Below are 18,010 nucleotides of genomic sequence, written 5' to 3'. Positions count from 1 at the left end.
ACCCGAGGCCGCCCGCTCCGCGTCGTTCGCGGGGCGGGCGGCCTCGGGTTTCCCTGCCGTGCGTGCCTCGGGGGGTCAGGAAGCCGCGTCGCGCTCCCAGCGGTAGAAGCACTGCGCCATGGCGTCCTTGGGGCCTCGCCACGTCTCCGGGTCGTACGCGGTGACGTACGCCGACAGCTTCTCGCTGGCGTCCCGGAACTCCGGGTGCCCGGACAGCTTCGCGATGGCCGGCCCCGGGTCCTGGTCCGACTCGATGAGGTGCAGGTACACGTCGCCGAACTGGAACAGGCGACGCCGGGTGACGCCGACCAGGTGCGGGAGTTCCCCACGGTCGGAGGCGGCGAACACGTCGGCGATCGCCGGAGCCGAACCGGGCGCCATGCGGGCGACGATCAGGGCGTGGTGCATCGAGCGTCCTTCCAAGGTGTGGGCTGCGGGTGTGCGGCCGGCTGAGGTCAGCCGGGCAGGACGGGGGCGCTCCGCAGGTCGCGGGCGACCTGCTCGACGCGGTCCCGGATGAGAGCCATCTGCGTGCGGGAGTTGCGGTTGATGTTGTCGGTCATCCAGGCGTCGTCGACCGGAGCGTCGGGCTTCATCGCGAAGTCCTGCACCCAGCGCATATGGACGCCGGCCGGTGTCTCCTCGTACTCCCACCGGATGTTCATGTGGTCGAACGGGCCGGTCTCGACGCGGCGGGCGCGGACGGTCCGCCCGGGGCGGTCGACGGTGCGCTCCGACACCCAGCTCCAGACCTTCCCGGACTCGTCCGGGTGCATGGTCAGACGGAAGGTGGTGGAGTCGCCCTCGCGGGACAGCACGTCGAGGGAGGCGTACTCGCTGAAGAGATCGGGCCAGTTCTCGATGTCGTTGGTGATGTCCCAGACGAGATCGAGAGGGGCGTCGATGGTGACGCTGTTGTCGGTGTGGCCGGACACGTCAGACTCCCGTCTTGAGGGTGTTGTTGACCAGGCCGACGAACTCGGCGGGTGTCTTGCAACGCTCGGCGTCGGTGGGCAGCGCCACGCTGTACCGGTTCTCCAACTCGCCGACGATCCCGAGCAGACCGAGCGAGTCGAGGCCGAGGGTGGTGAACGGCGCGTCCGGCGCCTTCTCCAGCTCCCGGGCGTCGACGGTGACCCCGGCCGCCTGCTTCATCAGCGCGGCGAGCTCGTCGAAGGTCAGTGCGGTGGTGATCATCTGTGCTCTCCTTCCCGCCCGGTCCTACCAGGCGGAGTCGTCGCCGCGGCGCACGATCAGCGCCGCGTTGGATCCCATGAGTCCCCGGCTGAGGACGAGGGCCGTGCGCAGCTCGGCGGGGCGAGCGCGGGACATCACCAGATCGAGGTCGTGGCAGATGTCGAACACGTTGGGGGTGGGGGGGACCACGCCGTGTTCCATCGCGAAGACCGCGGCGGCGGTGTCCAGGACGGGCGCCCCGCAGTAGGCGCGGCCGATGCCCGTCTTGGGCGCCGTGACGGGCACGCGCGTGGCGTGTGCCCCGAGGACGTCGGCGATCGCCAGTGCCTCGGCACGGTCCGCCTCCGGTACGCCCAGGGCGTCGGCGAAGACGACGTCGATCTCCTCGGGCGCGCACGCGGCCTCGTCGAGGGCGACGCGGATGGCGCGGGCGAGTCCCTCCCGGGACTCCTCCCATCGGGAGGCGCCGGTGAACGTGGCGCCGTGGCCGGCCACGACGGCCCGGACGGCCGCCCCCCGGTCGCGGGCACGGGACTCGTCCTCCACGACGAGCATCGCACCGCCCTCGGCGGGGACGAAGCCGCAGGCTGCCCGGGTGAAGGGCCGGTAGGCGCGGTCCGGGTCCTCGACGGTGCTGAGCTCCGGGTATCCGAGCTGGCACACCATCGAGTACGGGGCGAGGGGCGCCTCCGCCGCTCCGACGAGCACCGCGCCGGTCCCACGCCGTACGGCCCGGGCCGCGTGGGCGATGCCGTCCAGGCCCCCCGCCTCGTCGCTCGCGACCACACCGCACGGCCCCTTGAACCCGCTCCGGATGGAGATCTGGCCGGTGCTCGCGGCGTAGAACCAGGCGATGGACTGGTACGGGCCGACGAACTTGGATCCCTGGGCCCAGAGCTTCTGGAGCTCTCGCTGGCCGAACTCGCCACCGCCGGAACCGGCCGCGGTGACGACGCCGATCGAGAACGGGTCCTCCTGTCCGTCGTGGGCGAGGCCGGCGTCGTCGAGGGCGAGCTGGGCCGCGGCCATCGCGTAGTGGCTGAAACGGTCGGTCTGGACGAGGAAGCGCTCCTCGATCAGAGCGGAGGCGTCGAAGCCACGGACCTCGCCCGCGACCTTGAGCGGCAGGTCCTCGCACCCCTCACGGGTGATCCGGTCCAGTACGCCGAGTCCTTCCCGGACGGACTTCCAGTACGCGTCGGCACGCAGTCCGTTGGGGGCGATCACACCGATGCCGGTGACGACCGCGCGCCGTGAGCGCTCAGTGCTCATCGTGTCCTCCCGCCCGGCCCCGTCAGGAGGACCGCGGACTGGAATCCGCCGAATCCGCTGCCCACGGAGAGCACGTTCCTGAGCTTCCGGGGGCGGGCGGTGCGCGGCACGTAGTCCAGGTCGCACTCGGGGTCGGGGGTCTCGTAGTTCGCCGTCGGAGGGACGACCTGGTGCTTCAGCGCGAGAACGCAGGCGGCCACCTCGATCGCGCCGATCGCGCCCAGCGAGTGCCCCACCATGGATTTGATGGAGCTCATGGGCGTGTCATAGGCGTGCGCCCCCAGGGACCGCTTCACGGCGGCGGTCTCGTGGCGGTCGTTCTGCCGGGTGCCCGAGCCGTGCGCGTTGACGTAGTCGACCAGCGTGGGGTCGAGCCGGGCCTGGTCGAGCGTCGAGTCGATCGCCCGGGACATCTCCAGGCCCTCGCCGGTCAGACCGGTCATGTGGTACGCGTTGCCGAAGGTGGCGTAGCCGCCGATCTCGCAGTAGATGTGCGCACCGCGGGCCCTGGCGTGCTCGTACTCCTCCAGGACGAGGACGGCCGCGCCTTCGCCCATGACGAAACCGTTGCGGTTGTTGTCGAAGGGCCTGGAGGCGTGCTCCGGGTCGTCGTTGTCGGGCGAGGTGGCCTTGATGGCATCGAAGCAGGCCATGGTGATCGGGGATATGGGGGAGTCCGACGCGCCCGCGATGCAGACGTCCGCCCGGCCTTCCTCGATGGTGTGGAAGGCGTAGCCGACGGCGTCGAGGCCGGAGGTGCATCCGGTGGAGACGGTCTGCACCGGGCCTCGGGCGCCGAACTGTTCGGCCACGACGGAGGCGAGCGTGCTCGGCGAGAACGCCATGTGCAACTTGGGGTCGGCCGCGCGGTGGTCCACGTCCCACCGCCGGCCGCCCTCGCTGACCAGGACGTAGTCGTGTTCGAGCCGGGTGGTGCCGCCGACGGCGCTGCCCAGGGAGACGGCGACGCGCCAGGGGTCCTCGGTGCCGGTGTCGAGTCCGGAGTCGCGGACGGCTTCCCCGGCGGCGACGACGGCGAACTGGATGTACCGGTCGGCGTGGCGGCTCAGGTCCGGGTCCAGTCCGTGGTCCGCCGGGTCGAAGTCGCACTCGGCGGCGATGCGGGAGCGCAGCCCGACCGGGTCGAACAGGGTGATGCCGCGGGTCGCGGTACGGCCGGCGGCGAGGAGGTCCCAGAACGCCTTCGCTCCGGTGCCGCCCGGAGCGACCACACCGACACCGGTGACGGCGACTCGCCGGGTCACTCGATGGCCCCGCTTCGCTCGGACACCTGTCCCGGATCGCCCACGGTCAGGTGCGGACCCGCGGCGGCCAGCTGCGCCTCGTCGGTGACCTCCGTATCGACGTGGCCGAGGCTCGGCCGGGGGGCGAGCGGGCCCAGGTGGAAGACCATGCGGGCCTCCACGTCGCCCACGTTGCGGAAGCGGTGCCGCACGTCGATCGGGATCAGGAGTCCCTGATCGGGCCGGAGCGCGTACGTGTCGCCGTCCAGGTCCACTTCCAGCGCGCCCGAGACGACGTACACGAACTCCTCGGAGTACGGGTGGTAGTGCTCGCCGATGCGCTCGCCCGGCTGGACGATGGCCAGGCCCATGAAGCCGCTGGTGGAACCCACCGTGGCCGGCGTGAGCATGGCCCGCAGGTCACCTCCCCGCCTGCGGTTGGGTTCCGTCTCGCTCAGGTTCACGATGCGTGGACGCTGCTTGAGCATGCTGATACCTCCGGATGTGGCAGTGACGTGCTGGGGAGCGACTGCGGCGGGGCCGCGACTGGCTGTCAGGAATCCGCCGAGCGGTCGGTGACGGGCAGCATGTCGGCGTGCGACAGGAGCCGGTTGACGTTGCGTTCCGTCTTCAGGGAGCCCTCGACGCCGATCGCGGCGCCGTCGAGGAGGTGTTCCAGCTCCGCGGCCTTGCCGGCGCCCTTGATCCCGAGGGAGGCGACGGGGTCGAGGTCGGGTTCGCCCGTGATGTCGATGAGGCGCACCACGATGTCGTCGCGATGGAACACGGTGCTGCCGTACACCGGGCTGTCCGGATCGTCCGCCGCGGCCTGGTCCTGATGGGCGAGTAGCCGGGCCAGCTCCATCCCGCGGCCTTCCTTGGCCGGGTAGTACAGCGCGTGCCGTCGCAGGTCGGCCGGTGCCGGCCGGTCGGACACCACGTGGTGGACGGCCGGGAGCGCGGCACGGGTGAAGAACACGCGCGCCGACTCGGGGTCGGTCAGGTCCCGGTCCTGCTCCAGGTACGGGTTGATGGCCTCCTCGACCGCTCGTACCTCGGGCTGACGGGCGACGTGCCGCAGTGCCGCGAGGAGGTCGCCCTCCACCTCCACGGCCCGCACGACGCGATTGCCGTGCATGAAGAGGGAGGTACGGCGCAGCCGTGTGGTCTCGTCGACCTGGGCCCGGGGCGACTCGTACCCGGCCAGGATCTCCGCCACCTTCGACTCGGAGCCCGGCTTGACGGTGAAGGTGAGGGCGTGGCGTGCCGCGCCGTCGCCCACGCGGGCGGCCACCTGTGTGCCCGCCGATGCCGTGCCCTGCGAGGCCTGCTGACCGGGACCGGTCTCCCGGAGGATGCTGTAGCGCATCGAACGGGTGTCCCGGACGCAGCTGTGCATCGGCTTGACGGTCTCGACGTGCTCCTCGCTGTTCACCCACGCGAGGAACGGCGGAGCGCTCTCCCACTCGCTGGTGATGAGCCACTGCGAGGGGTTCTCGATGGACTGGCAGAGCTGGTCGCTGATGTGACCGGGAACGGAGGCGACCTGCTTGCGCATGAGTTCGTACGCGTCCAGGAACTGCTGCTGAGCTCCTTCGTACAGGTCGAGCAGGAGGATCACCCGCAGCTTGGAGCCGTCGAAGGCCGACTGCGAGATGCGTCCCGAGGGGGCCATCCGGCACACCTCTTTCTGTTTCGGTGGGGGGCGGGGACGACCTACGGGGCGGAAACGCCGGGGTCGTGATGTGTCGATAGTTGACAGGAGCGCCGACGGCGCGCGAGCCCGAACGAGCGGACGAGTGAACCGCGTGTCATCCGGGTGCCCCCGGCACGCGGACCCGGCGCCGAAGGGCATGAATCTGCATCCCATCCCCGATTCGCGTCGCAGGTGACGCCGGAGACGAACAATGAACCGATTCGACGTGGCCGGCGCAGCAGCCGGTCACCGCACGCCCGTACTCATCGTCGGCGGCTCGCTGGTGGGCCTGTCCACCTCGCTGTTCCTGGGGCGCCTCGGAGTGCCGCACACCCTGGTCGAGCGCCATGCGGGCACCTCGATCCACCCGCGCGGCCGCGGCAACAACGTGCGCACGATGGAGCTGTTCCGCAGTGCCGGGGTGACGCAGCAGATCCAGGAGGCCGCGTCGGTCCTGGCGGGCAACAACGGCATCCTGCAGACGCCGAGCCTGGTGGGTGATGTCGGCGAGTGGCTGTTCAAGGAGATCGACCCCGGCGGCGGCCTCGCCCGCTTCAGCCCCGCCGGGTGGTGCCTGTGCAGCCAGAACAATCTCGAACCGGTGCTGCTCAAGCGCGCCGGGGAGCTGGGCGGGGATCTGCGGTTCTCGACGGAGCTGATGTCCTTCGACCAGGACGCCGAAGGAGTGACCGCGCAGGTCAAGAGCCGCGACACCGGTGAGCACACCACCATCCGCGCGGACTACCTCGTCGCGGCGGACGGCCCGCGCAGCCCCGTTCGCGAGCGGCTCGGCATCGGGCAGAGCGGTCAGGGCGACCTGTTCCACAACGTGAGCGTCACCTTCGTCTCCCGCGGCCTCGCGGACGTCGTCGGCGACCGGCGGTTCATCGTCTGCTACCTGACGAACCCGGAGGCCGACGGGGCCCTGCTGCCGGTCGACAATCGGGAGCGCTGGGTGTTCCACGCTCCGTGGCACCCCGAACACGGCGAGACGCTGGAGGAGTTCACCGACGAGCGGTGCATCGACCACATCCGGCGGGCCGTCGGGGTGCCGGACCTCGATGTGGAGATCACGGGCAGAGCTCCCTGGCACGCGGCCGAGAGGATCGCCGAACGGTACGCGGACGGCCGGGTGTTCCTCGTCGGCGACTCGGCCCACGAGATGCCGCCCACCGGGGCGTTCGGCTCCAACACCGGTATCCAGGACGCGCACAACCTCGCCTGGAAGCTCGCCGCCGTACTGGGCGGCTGGGCCGGCCCCGGCCTGCTCGCGTCCTACGACGCGGAGCGCCGGCCGGTCGCGGAGACGACGAGCGCCCGCGCCGCGTCGCGGTCGGTCGAACACAGCCACCCCGGGTACGCCCCCGGCCCCGGATCCGGCGGCCCCAAGGGAGGGAAGGGCGGCATTCTCAACCAGGTGCTCGGCTACCGCTATCCGCAGGGCGCCGTCCTGGGCGCCGACCGGTCGCTGCCCGTCGTGCCCGACGGACTGCGCCTGACGGGCGAACCCGGGAGCCGGGCACCCCACCTGTGGGTGAACCGCGCGGGCGCCCGGATCTCCACCCTCGACCTGTACGAGCGGTCCCTGGTGCTCCTGAGCTCCGCGGACGGCGCCGGCGGGTGGCACACCGCGGCGGCACAGGTCGGGCAGCAGCTGTCGGTGCCGCTCGACTCGTACCGGATCGGCGAAGGCCCCGACGCGGAGCTCTCCCCGGAGAGCGACACGGACTGGGCGGAGGCGCACGGCGTCACCACGGACGGCGCGGTGCTGGTCCGCCCCGACGGGTTCGTCGCGTGGCGCTCCGAAGGGGCCTCGGAGAACCCCGGAGCGACGTTGCGGCAGGCCCTCACGGCCATCCTGGGCCGGGGCTGACCCCTTTCCCGTCGCCGACACGACCGGGTCGCCCCCGGGCACCCGGTCAACGGTCGGCACGCGACCGTGGTCAGGACGGCTAGGCCCTGATCCGCCGGACACGCTCTAGTGACCCGGTTCGGAGATACGTGAGCAGTAGCGGCAGATGCGGTCGAGGATCTGGTCGGCGGTCTTGGTCCACTTGAAGGGCCGGGCCCCGTCGTTCCAGACCTTGATCCAGTCCTCGAGTGCGGCCTTCAGGTCGTCGAGGGAACAGAACACCCCACGCTCCAGGCAGCGCCGTTCCAGCTCGGCGAACCACCGCTCGACCTGGTTGATCCACGACGAGTAGGTCGGGGTGAAGTGGAGCTGGAACCGGGGGTGCGCGAGCAGCCATTTGTGCACCACGGGTGCCTTGTGGGCGGAGAGGTTGTCGCAGATCACGTGGACCGCCAGGCCGGGATCGGTCTGGCGGTCGATCTTGTCGAGGAAGTCGCGGAAGTCCACGGCCCGGTGCTGGGCGGACAGTTTCGTGATCACTTTGCCGGTGGCGGTGTTCAGCGCGGCGAACAGGTCGACGGTGCCGTGCCGGATGTAGTCGAAACTCCGCCGCTCGGGCACTCCCGGGACCATGGGCAGCACCGGCGCGGTCCGCTGAAGGGCCTGGATCTGCGGTTTCTCGTCCACCGCGAACACCACCGCGTTCGCCGGCGGGGCGAGATACAGGCCCACGACGTCACGGATCTTGTCGATCAGGAACGGGTCCGGGGAGATCTTGAACGTCTCGGTCCGCCATGGCTGCAGACCGAAGGCGTGCCAGATCCGCAGGACACTGGCCGGCGAGATGCCCACGGCCTTGGCCAGCTCCCGCTTGGACCAGTGGGTTCCGCCCGGAGGCGTCTCCTCCAGAGTGCGGACCACCACGTCTTCGACCTGGGCGTCTGTAATGGTCCGCGGCACCCCGGGCCTCGGCTCGTCGGCGAGTCCGTCGAGTCTGGCCCGCAGGAACCTCGTGCGCCACTTGGCGACGGTGCCCCGGCTGACTCCCAGGCGGGCGGCGACCGCCAGGTTGGGGCCACTCTCCGCACATGCCAGCACGATTCGAGCCCGCAGGGCCAGACCTTGCGCGGTCGTCCGGCGCTTGACCCAGTTGTTCAACACCTGCCGCTCGGTCTCACTCAGGACCAGCGGCTCCAGCCTGTTGTCACCCACAACCCACAGCAGACCGAAGCCAACCGACACCCGTCAGCCAAACCCACGAAAGTGGTACGCAAAGCAACTCACGTGGTGCCCAGCGAACTCACAACCAGATCACTAGCCCGTTCGCCGCAGGACGACCGTTCCTTCCCGAGCACCGTGCGGGCCGCTGTGACCTGCGGCGTCGACCACCGGCGCGGAGGATCAAGACGCCGACCGGGGGACAGCGCGCGCGAACTTCCCGTTGCGGTGACGACCAGTCAGGTATCTCCTCGTGCACGGAGCACAGCACAGGAGCCGCGCGACAGCCGGCCGGGAAAGCTCCGCCGAAGAGGAGAGAAGAAGCATGCGTCTCGCACGTACGGGTCCCCAGCTCGCCCTGGCCCTGGTCGCCCTCGTTCTGTCCGCACCCTCCGCCGTCGCGGCGCCCTCCGGTGACGTCCGGGTCAATCCGGAGAACGCGGCCCCCGGAACCACCGTCACTGTCAGCACCACCGCCTGCGGCAAGGAGACGTACGGCAAGGGCGAGTCGGAGGCGGGCGGGCAGTTCCACCTCCTGCCGGGCGACCGGAAGGGCGTCCTGGTGGGTAAGTTCACGCTCCCGCTGGACGTCGCCTCCGGCCAGGACACCGTGACCCTCAAGTGCCCGCCGCGCATCAAGCAGACCGTCACCTACCAGATCTCCGGCCGGCCGATCGGTGCCGTGGAAGCGGGCTTCGGCTGGGCCGCAGGCGCCGGCGCGGACGGGGACGACGGCGCCGGCCCGTACGCCCTCGGTGCGCTGCTCCTCGGCGGCGCCGCCGCGGGCGCCCTGATCGTGAGGCGCCGCCGCGCCGCCGCCCGGAACTCCGTCTGATCCCCCACCTCCACACCCCCGCTCAGGGCCCCGGCTCCACGAGGAGATCCGGGGCCCTGAGCGTCCACCGGAGGGCAGGATCCAGAGGAGGAGCGGGGGTCCTCGATCCGCGTCCCACGGTCCGTGCCGGCCGACGACCGCCCCACACCCGGTGCGCGTCCGGAGCGGCGGGCGTTCCCCCGTACCGTCAGCGGGCGGGTTCCCGCTCCAGCAGCGTCATCAGCGCGCGGGCCGCCGGGCTGGTGGCCTGGGGCGGTGGCAGCAGGGCCACCGTCTCGTAGACCTCCTCGCCGGTGTCGGTGAGCGGGATGGCGTGCAGGGAGTCCCGCTTGTGCCGGAAGTGCCGCGGTACGGCGGCGACGCCGAGGTTCTCCTCCACCAGGTCCAGGAGGCTGTGCACGTCGTTCACCTCCAGGCTCACGGCTCGTGGTACGCCCGCGGCGGCGAACGCGGCGTCCGTGGCGCGGCGTGGTCCCCAGCCGGGGTGGAAGTCGACGAAGACCTCCCCGGCGAGGTCCGGAAGCGCGAGGACCGGCCCGGTCGCGGCGAGCGGGTGCCCGGGGTGGCACAGCAGTGTCATCGGCTCGGCCGCCAGCGGCACCGAGCGCAGCTGGTCGGAGTCCGCCCGGGTGCGGTAGGCGAAGGCCAGGTCGAGTCGCCCGGCGGCGACGTCCTCGGCCAACGCGAGCCCGCCCTCCTGGCGGAGCCGTATCTCCACGTCCGGGTGCCGCCGCCTGAACGCGGCCAGCAGCCCCGCCACGTGCACCCCGGCGACACACTGCTCGGTCCCGAGGGAGAGCGTGCCGCGCAGCACGCCCTGGACCGCTGCCACCGCCTCGTGCGCGGCCCGTACGTGCGCCAGGACGCGCTCCGCCTCGGCCAGCAGCGCCCGCCCGGCCTCCGTCAGCGTCACCCGGCGGGTGCTCCGTACGAACAGCGGCGCCCTCAACTCCCGCTCCAGGGCCCGGATCGATGCCGAGAGGCCGGACTGGGAGACCATGAGCCGCTCCGCGGCCCGCGTGAAGTGCCGGTCCTCGGCGACGGCGACGAAGTGCTGGAGGTGCCGCAGTTCCATGATTGAGAAGCCTAGTCGCTGAATCCCATCGGATTCTCCTGTTGGATCCATGGCCACAGGTCAGGGGAGATTGGTCACGGCACGACAAACCCTCCCGCCGCACCCCGACCAACGGGTGCCGTCCGCCATGGAGTCGCGTTGTACACCGCACATTCCGACCGTTATGCCGACATGCCGTACCGACGGAGCGGGCGCAGCGGCCTGAAGCTCCCCGCGCTCTCCCTGGGGCTGTGGCACAACTTCGGCCCGGACCGCCCGGCGGAGACCCAGCGCTCCATCCTGCGCCGCGCCTTCGACCTCGGGATCACCCACTTCGACCTGGCGAACAACTACGGCCCGCCGCCCGGCTCGGCGGAGTCCGCCCTCGGCGACTTCCTGCGGACGGACTTCGCGCCCTACCGCGACGAACTGGTCGTCTCCACCAAGGCCGGATACCTGATGTGGCCCGGGCCGTACGGTGAATGGGGCTCCCGCAAGTACCTGCTGTCGTCGCTCGACCAGAGCCTGCGCCGGCTCGGCCTCGACCACGTCGACATCTTCTACTCGCACCGCTTCGACCCGGAGACGCCCCTGGAAGAGACCATGGGGGCCCTGCACACCGCGGTCCAGCAGGGGAAGGCGCTGTACGTCGGCGTCTCCAACTATTCGCCCGCGCAGACCCGCGAGGCCGCCCGCATCCTCGGCGAGCTCGGCACGCCGCTCACCCTTCACCAGCCGCGCTACTCGATGCTCGACCGGCGCCCGGAGGACGAGGGTCTGCTCGACGCCCTCGACGACCTGCAGGTCGGTTCCATCGCCTACTCCCCGCTGGAACAGGGCCTGCTCACCGGACGCTACCTGGACGGCATCCCCGAGGACTCGCGGGCCGCGAGCGACAGCCCCTTCCTGAACCGGGACGCCGTCACCGAGGACCTGGTGACCCGGTTGCGCGCCCTGAACGACATCGCCGCGTCCCGCGGGCAGACCCTGGCCCAGCTCGCCCTCGCCTGGGTCCTGCGCGGCGGTCGCGTCACCTCCGCCCTGGTGGGGGCGAGCAGTGCGCGACAGGTCGAGGACAGCGTGGCCGCCCTCCGTAACCTCGACTTCGCCATCGAGGAGCTGACCCTCGTCGACGCGCTGACGCGTCCCTGAGGCGCGAGACCCGTTCCTGACGCGCGAGAGCCGTTCCTGACGCGCGCGAGCCGTCCCGCGACCGCTTGGGTGCCGCAAACGTCATCCAAGCGGTCATAGCGGGGCGTTGGGGCGGCGGGTCCGGGTGGGGAGTCGGCGATTTCGTCGTTGCGTGGATCGACGAATCCGGTCAGAAGGCTTCCGGAACAATGCGACATGTGAAATTTTACATGTCACGTGTCAGCCGCCCGTGCTCCCCAGCACGTGGCCACAACGGCCCCGGAGGCCCCCACAGATGCTTCCCTTCCGGATATCGAAGACCCGCGCGCGAAGACTTCCCGTCCTCGGCGCGGCCGTCTTCATCACGCTCGGTCTGCTCGCGCCGCAGAGCCAGGCCGCCCCCGTCGGCGCCGCGGCTCCGGGCGGCGAGAACGCACGGGGCACCGCGGCCGCGCCGCGGTCGATCCCGGTCCCCAAGTCGCCCCATGCGATGAGCGACAACCCCCGCTTCCGGCTCTCCTCGCAGGACGGCGCCGACGAGTCCCCCGTGGCACCCGCACCCGCCGCCGCCAAGGTGAGCAAGTGGTCGTCGGCCGCTGCCGCGGACGCGTGCGGCGACCTCTCCGGCGTCATCAACGCCACGGGCAGCGCGCTGATCCAGGAGCTCAAGAACCTCCCCCAGATCAGCTGTACCTACCCGCTGTTCAACCTCACCGGGGAGAACGCGCGGAAGGCCTTCCGCGAAACCCAGATGGTGACCGTCGCCAACGCGCTGCGCGACGGATCCGCCACGTACGCGGGCAACAACAGCACCTCCATCGGGCAGCTGGTGCTGTTCCTGCGCGCCGGCTACTACGTGCAGGACAACAACGCGGACGTCGTCGGCGACTACGGCACGGCGCTGGAGGGCGCGGCCCGCGGCGCGCTGGACGCGTTCTTCGCCTCCCCGCGCAGCAAGGACGTCACCGACGCCAACGGCGAGATCCTCAACGAGGTCGTCACGCTGATCGACAGCACCCACGAAGCAGGCCGGTACGCCCCCGTCGTGGAGTGGATGCTCGGCAGCTACGACGGTACGTGGCCCGGTCAGATGAACCTCGCCATGCAGCACGTCGAGTGGGTCGTCGAGAACGGCTTCAAGGCCGAGAACGACGGCCGCGGCTGGCGGGCCGCACTCAAGGCCAAGCCCGCCATCCTCGACACCTGGGCCGGTTTCATCACCCGCAACGGCGCGCAGCTGAACCGCCTGGACGTCGTCAGCAACGTCGGCCGCTACCTCGGCTACGCCCTCGACGTGCCCGAGCTCAAGGAGCGGGTCCGGCCGCTGCTGAAGGACCTGATCAACCGGTACCCGAACGTCGGCCCCACCGCGCCGATCACCATGAACCTGGGCTGGTACACGCGCCAGTACGACAGGGGCAACTGCGCGGCCTACGCCATCTGCGACCTGGGCGAGCGGGTGCTGCCGGCGGTCCTGCCGATCCAGCACACGTGCACCCCGGAGCTGAAGATCCGCGCCCAGGACGTGTCCCCCGACCAGCTGGCGAGCACCTGTACGAGCCTGGTCAACCAGGACGCGTACTTCCACCGGATCATCGGCGACAAGGGCGCGATCCCCGGTGACGTGAACACCAACCTGGAGGTCGTCGTCTTCGACGACTACACCCAGTACGCGCTGTACGCCTGGGCCATCTACAACATCGACGTCGACAACGGCGGCATGTACGAGGAGGGCAACCCGGCCGTTTCGGGCAACCAGGCCCGCTTCATCGCCCACGAGGCACACTGGCTGCGCCCGGACTTCCAGATCTGGAACCTCAACCACGAGTACACCCACTACCTCGACGGCCGCTACAACATGTACGGCGACTTCGAGGCGGGCATGACCACGCCGACCATCTGGTGGGTCGAGGGCATCGCCGAGAACATCTCGTTCGGCTACCGCGGCGAGCGCAACGCCGACGCGATCGCCGAGGCCGGCAAGAAGACGTACAAGATCAGCGACCTGTTCGACACCGTCTACGGCCAGGAGCAGGACCCCGAGGTCAACTCGAACCGGGTCTACCGCTGGGGCTTCCTCGCGGTCCGCTACATGCTCCAGAAGCACCCCGCCGACGTCCAGACCGTGCTCGACAAGTACCGCGCCGGTGACTGGACCGGGGCCCGTACCTTCCTGAAGCAGACCATCGGCACCCGCTACGACGCGGACTTCGCGACCTGGCTGACGACCGACTGCGCGACCGACGACTGCGGTTCGCTGCCCGAGGCCTCGGCCGCTCCGGCCGCTCTCTGCACCATCAGCGACCCCCGTCAGTTCGACCAGAACTGCCGGCGGGACAACCTCGCCGCCACCACCGGCAACTACAGCTACCACTTCGTGTACCTGCCGGCCGGCGTCAAGCAGCTGACGATCACCAGCAGCGGTGGCACGGGCAACGCCGACCTGTACTACGGCGGCAGCAGCTGGGCCACCACCAGCAGCTACCAGGCGAAGTCCACCAACGCCGGGAACAGCGAGACGCTGACGATCGACAACCCGCCGTCCGGCTGGGTCTACTTCAGCCTCGCCGCCGCGCAGAGCTTCAGTGGTGTGAGCCTCTCCACGCAGTCCAAGTGAAACGGGTTCGCCGGGGCCCGCCAGGCACCGGCGAACCTTCTCCCGGGCGGCCGCCCGATGACAGTCGCCCGATGACGGCCGCCCGGTGACGACAGCTCAGAGGTAGCCGCTCAGAGGTAGCCGCTGGGAGGTGGCCACTCGGAGGTGCCGCTCAGAGGTGGCCGTTCAGGAGCTCCCGGAGCTCGGCGGTGGTCATGCGCCCCGTGGCGTGTGCCACCGCCTCTCCCTCCTTCAGCAGGACGTAGGACGGGGCTCCGGTGACCCCGTATCGCTCGGTCGCGGCCGGACAGCGCGTGATGTCGGTGCGGACGGCCGTCAGGCGGCCCGTGTACTCGTCGGCGATGCCACCCACGACGAGGTCCATCGCCCGGCAGGGCTCGATGGCCTTGGGCCATGTCCCGGTGAAGTACGCGAGGACCGGGACTCCGCTCATCCTGAGGATGAAATCGAACTCCGCGTCCTCACGGGGCTGGTGAACCGGCTTCGCCATGGAAGCTCCTGACCTCGTGTTCCGTCGTTTCACGCCCATCATCCCCCGTGCCGGCACCTCAACCGGCGGCCCGTGGCCGGGTGGGGCGTCTCGGTGTCAGAGCGTGGGCCGGAAGCGGTAGACGTAGAGGCCGCGGTCGCCGCCGACGGCGAGACCCTGACCGTCCGGGCGCCGGCTGCACGACCGCAGCGTGCCCTCGGTGCGCTGGGCGGCCACCACCTGTCCGCCGGCGCGGTCCCACACCCGTACGGTGGCGTCCTCACCCGCCGTGGCGATCCACTGCCCGTCGGGGGACGCGGCCACCGCGTGCAGGGGGCTGTCGTTGCCGGTGCGCAGGCCCCGGTAGGCACCCGTGCGCGGGTTCCACGGACGTAAGGTTCCGTCCTTGCCGCCGCCGAACAGCCAGGAGCCGTCCGGGGAGTACGCGACGGCCGACACGGGCAACGACCGCGTGTCGACCGGCGACGGGGGAAACGGGCGGCTCCGTCGGCCGAGCTCGCCGGAGGAATGGCACCTTGCGGACCGTATCTGTCCGCAAGCGGTGTCAGGGTGGCTCCGTGGGCGCGGACGACCTTGACTGGGATCGGACACCGTGTCGGGAGTGTGCCCGTCGCCCGCCTTTCCCCGTGTACGCGAGCCGCTGTGAACGGAGCAACTCGATGAGCCGCCACTTCCAAGTCACGTTCGACGCCCACGACCCGCGGGCGCTCTCCTCCTTCTGGCGCGACGCGCTCGGATATGTCCATCCGGGTCCGCCCGGGGTCGATCTGCCCGAGGGCGCCGATCCGCTGGCCGCGTGGGACGACTTCCTCGCGCGGATGGGTGTGCCGGAGGAGGAGCGCAACACGCGATCGGCGATCGAGGACCCGGACGGGAACGGCCCCCGGGTGTTCTTCCAGCAGGTCCCGGAGGACAAGGTCGCCAAGAACCGCGTCCACCTCGACGTCCGCGCGGCCCCGGGACTCCAGGGGGAGGAGCGGATGGCCGCGCTGGAGGCCGAGTGCGACCGGCTCGTCGCGCTGGGCGCGAGCCGGTTCCGCCGCTTCGAGCCGGAGCCCCCGATGAGTGCCGGATTCATCGTGATGGCCGACCCCGAGGGCAACGAGTTCTGCCTGGACTGAGGGGTCTTCTCACTCCGGGCGGTTGAAGCGTCGTGCCGCCCACAGCAGGGCGAGGGCGCCACCGGCGAGGAGGAGGGCGCCTTCGAGGAGGAGCGGGGGTTGCCAGCCGGCCCATTCGATGCCCGGGGTCGCCCGGCCGGCGGGTACGTGAGGGGTGACGCAGCGGCGGAGGAGGTCCACCGCGTAGGCCAGGGGGTTGACGCCGGCGAGGGCGCGGGCCCAGCCGGGCAGGGTGTCCAGGGGGAAGAAGCCCCCGGACAGGAACAGCAGCGGCATCATCACCACGCCGAGGAGCGTGTGGAACGTCTCCGCCCTGCGGAGGGTCACCGCCAGGGCCAGCGACAGGGCGGTGATGGTGAAGGACGCCAGGATCATGCCGGCGAGGAGCGTCGCCAGGAGAACCGGGTCGTAGGGCAGACCGACCACGCCGGCGAGGCCGAGAAGCAGGGCGCCCTGGGCCGCGGCCGTCAGGGTGCCGCCGGCGCAGAGCCCCAGGAGGAGGGTCGAGCGGCTGACGGGGGCCATGAGGAGTTCTCGCAGGTAGCCGCTCTGCCGGTCGGTGATCAGACGGATGCCGACCATGATGGCCGGTGTCTGCACCGTCATCATCAGCATGCCCGGGAAGAGGTAGGTCTGGTAGCCGACGCCCAGGGAGGAACGGGGGATGAGGGCGCCGAGGCCGCCTCCGAGGACGAGGAGGTAGAACACGGGGTGGAGCAGCATCAGCGCGGTGTGGGCGCGCTGGCCGGACAGACGCAGCAGGTCGCGGTAGACCAGGGCGTGGACGGCGCGGAGTTCGTGGCGGAGGCGGGCCGGCCGTCCGCCGGCGGAGGTACCGGGGGCGTCCGGGGCGTCGGGGGCCCGCAGGGTGAGTGCGGTCATCGGCCGCCGCCCGTTCGTGTCGTGGTCTCGCTCGGGGTGGGGTGGGGCTTGGCCGCGTGGAGGCTGCGGCCGGTGTGGTGGAAGAAGACGTCGTCGAGCGTGGGCGGGGCCGCGGCAGCGGCGCGGACGGCGATGCCGTGGCGTTCCAGTGCCGCGCAGAGTCGGGGAATCCAGGCGCTGCCGTCCGGCAGCCGCAGACGGATCCCGTCGGCGTCCACGGTGACGGCGTGGTCCGGTGGCACGATGCCGCGCACGACCTGTCGCGCCCTCGGGTCGTCGCCGGTGCGCAGCACGACCCGGTCGTCCCCGATCGCGGCCTTCAGCGCGAGGGGTGTGCCCTGTGCCACCAGGCGGCCGCGGTCGATGATGCCGATGCGGTCGCAGTTCTCCGCCTCCTCCAGATAGTGGGTGGTGACGAAGAGCGTGCTGCCGTGCCGGTCGCGCAGCGCGCGCAGGTGTTCCCAGACCTCGGCGCGGGCGTGGGGGTCGAGTCCGGTGGTCGGTTCGTCGAGGAACAGCACGCGGGGGGAGTGCAGCAGGGCACGGGCGATCTCCAGCCGCCGCCTCGTGCCGCCTGACAAGGTGCGTACGGGGGAGCGCCGTCGGTCGGTCAGCCCGGCCGTGTCGAGGACCTCCGCGGCACGTCGGCGGGCGTGGATGCGGCGCATTCCGTAGAGGCGCGCATGGATGTGGAGGTTCTGCTCGACCGTGAGGTCCGCGTCCAGGGTGCTGTGCTGGAAGAGCATCCCGACGTGTCGCCGTACGTGGTGGGGTCGGGTGAGCACGTCGGCTCCGGCGACCGTGGCGTGACCGGCGGTGGGGCGGGCCAGGGCGCACAGCAGGGCGATGGTGGTGGACTTGCCCGCACCGTTGGGGCCGAGGAAGGCGAAGGTCTCGCCCTGTGGCACGTCCAGGTCCAGGCCGCGTACGGCATGGATGGTGGTGCCCTGTGGGCCCGGGTAGCTCTTGACCAGCCCGCGCGTGCTGATGGCGTACGGGGGCTCGGGAGCGTGGGGCGGGGTGTGCGGGCCGGTGACGGCGGCCGTCACGAGGGCTGTCGGGGCGAGGCCGCCCTCATCCGCGTGGAGCTGCATGTGCTCTGGTCCTCTCAGGCCGTGGCTCCGGCCGGCGGCTGTCCCGGGACAGCCGCCGGCCGGATGGTGCCACCTGTCCTTCGGGGCGTCTCGCCGATCAGGCCGGACTCGCCGGGCTGATCGACACGACACCCCCTAGGCGCAACTGATGCCGATACAGACGGTGTTGAGGAGGGTCAGCAGGCCGACGCACTCGCACGTCGCGGCGAACGGCGCTCCGTCGACGCCGACGGGGTCGGTCTCCGGCAGGGCGTGGAGACGGGCCAGCAGGTCGAGGTCCTTGTTCTCCATGGGGTGTACTCCTTCT

19 protein-coding genes are annotated in these 18,010 nt (G+C 71.0%); 5 read left to right on the top strand and 14 right to left on the bottom strand.

What is annotated here, in order from left to right:
• Nucleotides 1-75: 75 nt before the first annotated feature.
• The 7 genes from OG580_RS03195 to OG580_RS03165 form a co-directional block, all read right to left on the bottom strand.
• Nucleotides 76-408, bottom strand: coding sequence for a TcmI family type II polyketide cyclase (locus tag OG580_RS03195; RefSeq protein WP_267042111.1), 333 nt, complete (start codon nucleotides 406-408; stop codon nucleotides 76-78).
• A 47-nt stretch (nucleotides 409-455) separates the two neighbouring features.
• Nucleotides 456-935, bottom strand: coding sequence for an SRPBCC family protein (locus OG580_RS03190; RefSeq protein WP_267042110.1), 480 nt, complete (start codon nucleotides 933-935; stop codon nucleotides 456-458).
• 1 nt (nucleotide 936) lies between these two features.
• A complete protein-coding gene (locus tag OG580_RS03185; RefSeq protein WP_267042109.1) occupies nucleotides 937-1,197 on the bottom strand; it encodes a phosphopantetheine-binding protein in 261 nt (86 codons plus the stop codon).
• A 24-nt stretch (nucleotides 1,198-1,221) separates the two neighbouring features.
• Nucleotides 1,222-2,469, bottom strand: a complete 1,248-nt coding sequence (locus OG580_RS03180) for a ketosynthase chain-length factor (protein WP_267042108.1) — start codon at nucleotides 2,467-2,469, stop codon at nucleotides 1,222-1,224.
• Nucleotides 2,466-3,734 (bottom strand): beta-ketoacyl synthase, encoded by a 1,269-nt coding sequence (locus OG580_RS03175; RefSeq protein WP_267042107.1) that lies wholly within the window; start codon nucleotides 3,732-3,734, stop codon nucleotides 2,466-2,468. Before OG580_RS03175 ends, OG580_RS03180 begins: the two co-directional genes overlap by 4 nt.
• Nucleotides 3,731-4,201, bottom strand: coding sequence for a cupin domain-containing protein (locus OG580_RS03170; protein WP_267042106.1), 471 nt, complete (start codon nucleotides 4,199-4,201; stop codon nucleotides 3,731-3,733). Before OG580_RS03170 ends, OG580_RS03175 begins: the two co-directional genes overlap by 4 nt.
• Before the next feature lie 65 nt (nucleotides 4,202-4,266).
• The gene (locus OG580_RS03165; protein WP_267042105.1) at nucleotides 4,267-5,388 is read right to left on the bottom strand and encodes a SchA/CurD-like domain-containing protein; all 1,122 of its coding nucleotides are present in this window, start codon (nucleotides 5,386-5,388) and stop codon (nucleotides 4,267-4,269) included.
• A 232-nt stretch (nucleotides 5,389-5,620) separates the two neighbouring features.
• On the opposite strand from OG580_RS03165, the gene OG580_RS03160 reads away from it, so the two are divergent.
• The gene (locus OG580_RS03160; RefSeq protein ID WP_267042104.1) at nucleotides 5,621-7,282 is read left to right on the top strand and encodes an FAD-dependent monooxygenase; all 1,662 of its coding nucleotides are present in this window, start codon (nucleotides 5,621-5,623) and stop codon (nucleotides 7,280-7,282) included.
• Between the two features lie 105 nt (nucleotides 7,283-7,387).
• Here the strand turns inward: OG580_RS03160 and OG580_RS03155 are convergent, their stop codons facing one another.
• On the bottom strand, nucleotides 7,388-8,473 hold the full coding sequence (locus OG580_RS03155; RefSeq protein ID WP_267042103.1) for an IS630 family transposase: 1,086 nt from the start codon (nucleotides 8,471-8,473) through the stop codon (nucleotides 7,388-7,390).
• Nucleotides 8,474-8,804: 331 nt separating this feature from the next.
• On the opposite strand from OG580_RS03155, the gene OG580_RS03150 reads away from it, so the two are divergent.
• Nucleotides 8,805-9,314 (top strand): sortase, encoded by a 510-nt coding sequence (locus OG580_RS03150; RefSeq protein ID WP_267042102.1) that lies wholly within the window; start codon nucleotides 8,805-8,807, stop codon nucleotides 9,312-9,314.
• A gap of 187 nt (nucleotides 9,315-9,501) precedes the next feature.
• Here the strand turns inward: OG580_RS03150 and OG580_RS03145 are convergent, their stop codons facing one another.
• Nucleotides 9,502-10,389: a LysR family transcriptional regulator gene (locus tag OG580_RS03145; protein WP_267042101.1), complete on the bottom strand. Its 888-nt coding sequence runs from the start codon at nucleotides 10,387-10,389 to the stop codon at nucleotides 9,502-9,504.
• A 138-nt stretch (nucleotides 10,390-10,527) separates the two neighbouring features.
• On the opposite strand from OG580_RS03145, the gene mgrA reads away from it, so the two are divergent.
• Together mgrA and OG580_RS03135 are read left to right on the top strand one after the other, a co-directional pair.
• Nucleotides 10,528-11,520 carry an L-glyceraldehyde 3-phosphate reductase gene (gene mgrA, locus OG580_RS03140; RefSeq protein WP_267042100.1) on the top strand — a complete coding sequence of 331 codons (993 nt, stop codon included), beginning with the start codon at nucleotides 10,528-10,530 and terminating at the stop codon, nucleotides 11,518-11,520.
• A 274-nt stretch (nucleotides 11,521-11,794) separates the two neighbouring features.
• On the top strand, nucleotides 11,795-14,116 hold the full coding sequence (locus OG580_RS03135; protein WP_267042099.1) for a M9 family metallopeptidase: 2,322 nt from the start codon (nucleotides 11,795-11,797) through the stop codon (nucleotides 14,114-14,116).
• 151 nt (nucleotides 14,117-14,267) lie between these two features.
• On the opposite strand, the gene OG580_RS03130 is transcribed toward OG580_RS03135, so the two are convergent.
• Complete coding sequence (locus OG580_RS03130) at nucleotides 14,268-14,606, bottom strand: co-chaperone YbbN (protein WP_267042098.1); 339 nt, start codon at nucleotides 14,604-14,606, stop codon at nucleotides 14,268-14,270.
• Nucleotides 14,607-14,702: 96 nt separating this feature from the next.
• On the bottom strand, nucleotides 14,703-15,044 hold the full coding sequence (locus OG580_RS03125) for a WD40 repeat domain-containing protein (protein WP_267042097.1): 342 nt from the start codon (nucleotides 15,042-15,044) through the stop codon (nucleotides 14,703-14,705).
• 221 nt (nucleotides 15,045-15,265) lie between these two features.
• On the opposite strand from OG580_RS03125, the gene OG580_RS03120 reads away from it, so the two are divergent.
• The gene (locus tag OG580_RS03120; protein WP_267042096.1) at nucleotides 15,266-15,727 is read left to right on the top strand and encodes a VOC family protein; all 462 of its coding nucleotides are present in this window, start codon (nucleotides 15,266-15,268) and stop codon (nucleotides 15,725-15,727) included.
• A gap of 9 nt (nucleotides 15,728-15,736) precedes the next feature.
• Here OG580_RS03120 and OG580_RS03115 read toward each other — a convergent pair whose 3' ends face one another.
• The 3 genes from OG580_RS03115 to OG580_RS03105 all read right to left on the bottom strand — a co-directional run bounded on the left by OG580_RS03115 (nucleotide 15,737) and on the right by OG580_RS03105 (nucleotide 17,994).
• Nucleotides 15,737-16,609, bottom strand: coding sequence for an ABC transporter permease (locus tag OG580_RS03115; protein WP_267042095.1), 873 nt, complete (start codon nucleotides 16,607-16,609; stop codon nucleotides 15,737-15,739).
• Nucleotides 16,606-17,703, bottom strand: coding sequence for an ATP-binding cassette domain-containing protein (locus tag OG580_RS03110; protein WP_267042094.1), 1,098 nt, complete (start codon nucleotides 17,701-17,703; stop codon nucleotides 16,606-16,608). The genes OG580_RS03115 and OG580_RS03110 overlap by 4 nt, the downstream gene beginning before the upstream one ends.
• Before the next feature lie 135 nt (nucleotides 17,704-17,838).
• Nucleotides 17,839-17,994, bottom strand: a complete 156-nt coding sequence (locus OG580_RS03105; protein WP_267042093.1) for a VenA family class IV lanthipeptide — start codon at nucleotides 17,992-17,994, stop codon at nucleotides 17,839-17,841.
• Between the last annotated feature and the right edge of the window lie 16 nt (nucleotides 17,995-18,010).

This window comes from Streptomyces sp. NBC_00094, from assembly GCF_026343125.1.
GTDB lineage: Bacteria > Actinomycetota > Actinomycetes > Streptomycetales > Streptomycetaceae > Streptomyces.
The sequence above is the reverse complement of the archived record's forward strand: the minus strand, read 5'-3'. Positions and strand labels throughout refer to the sequence as shown.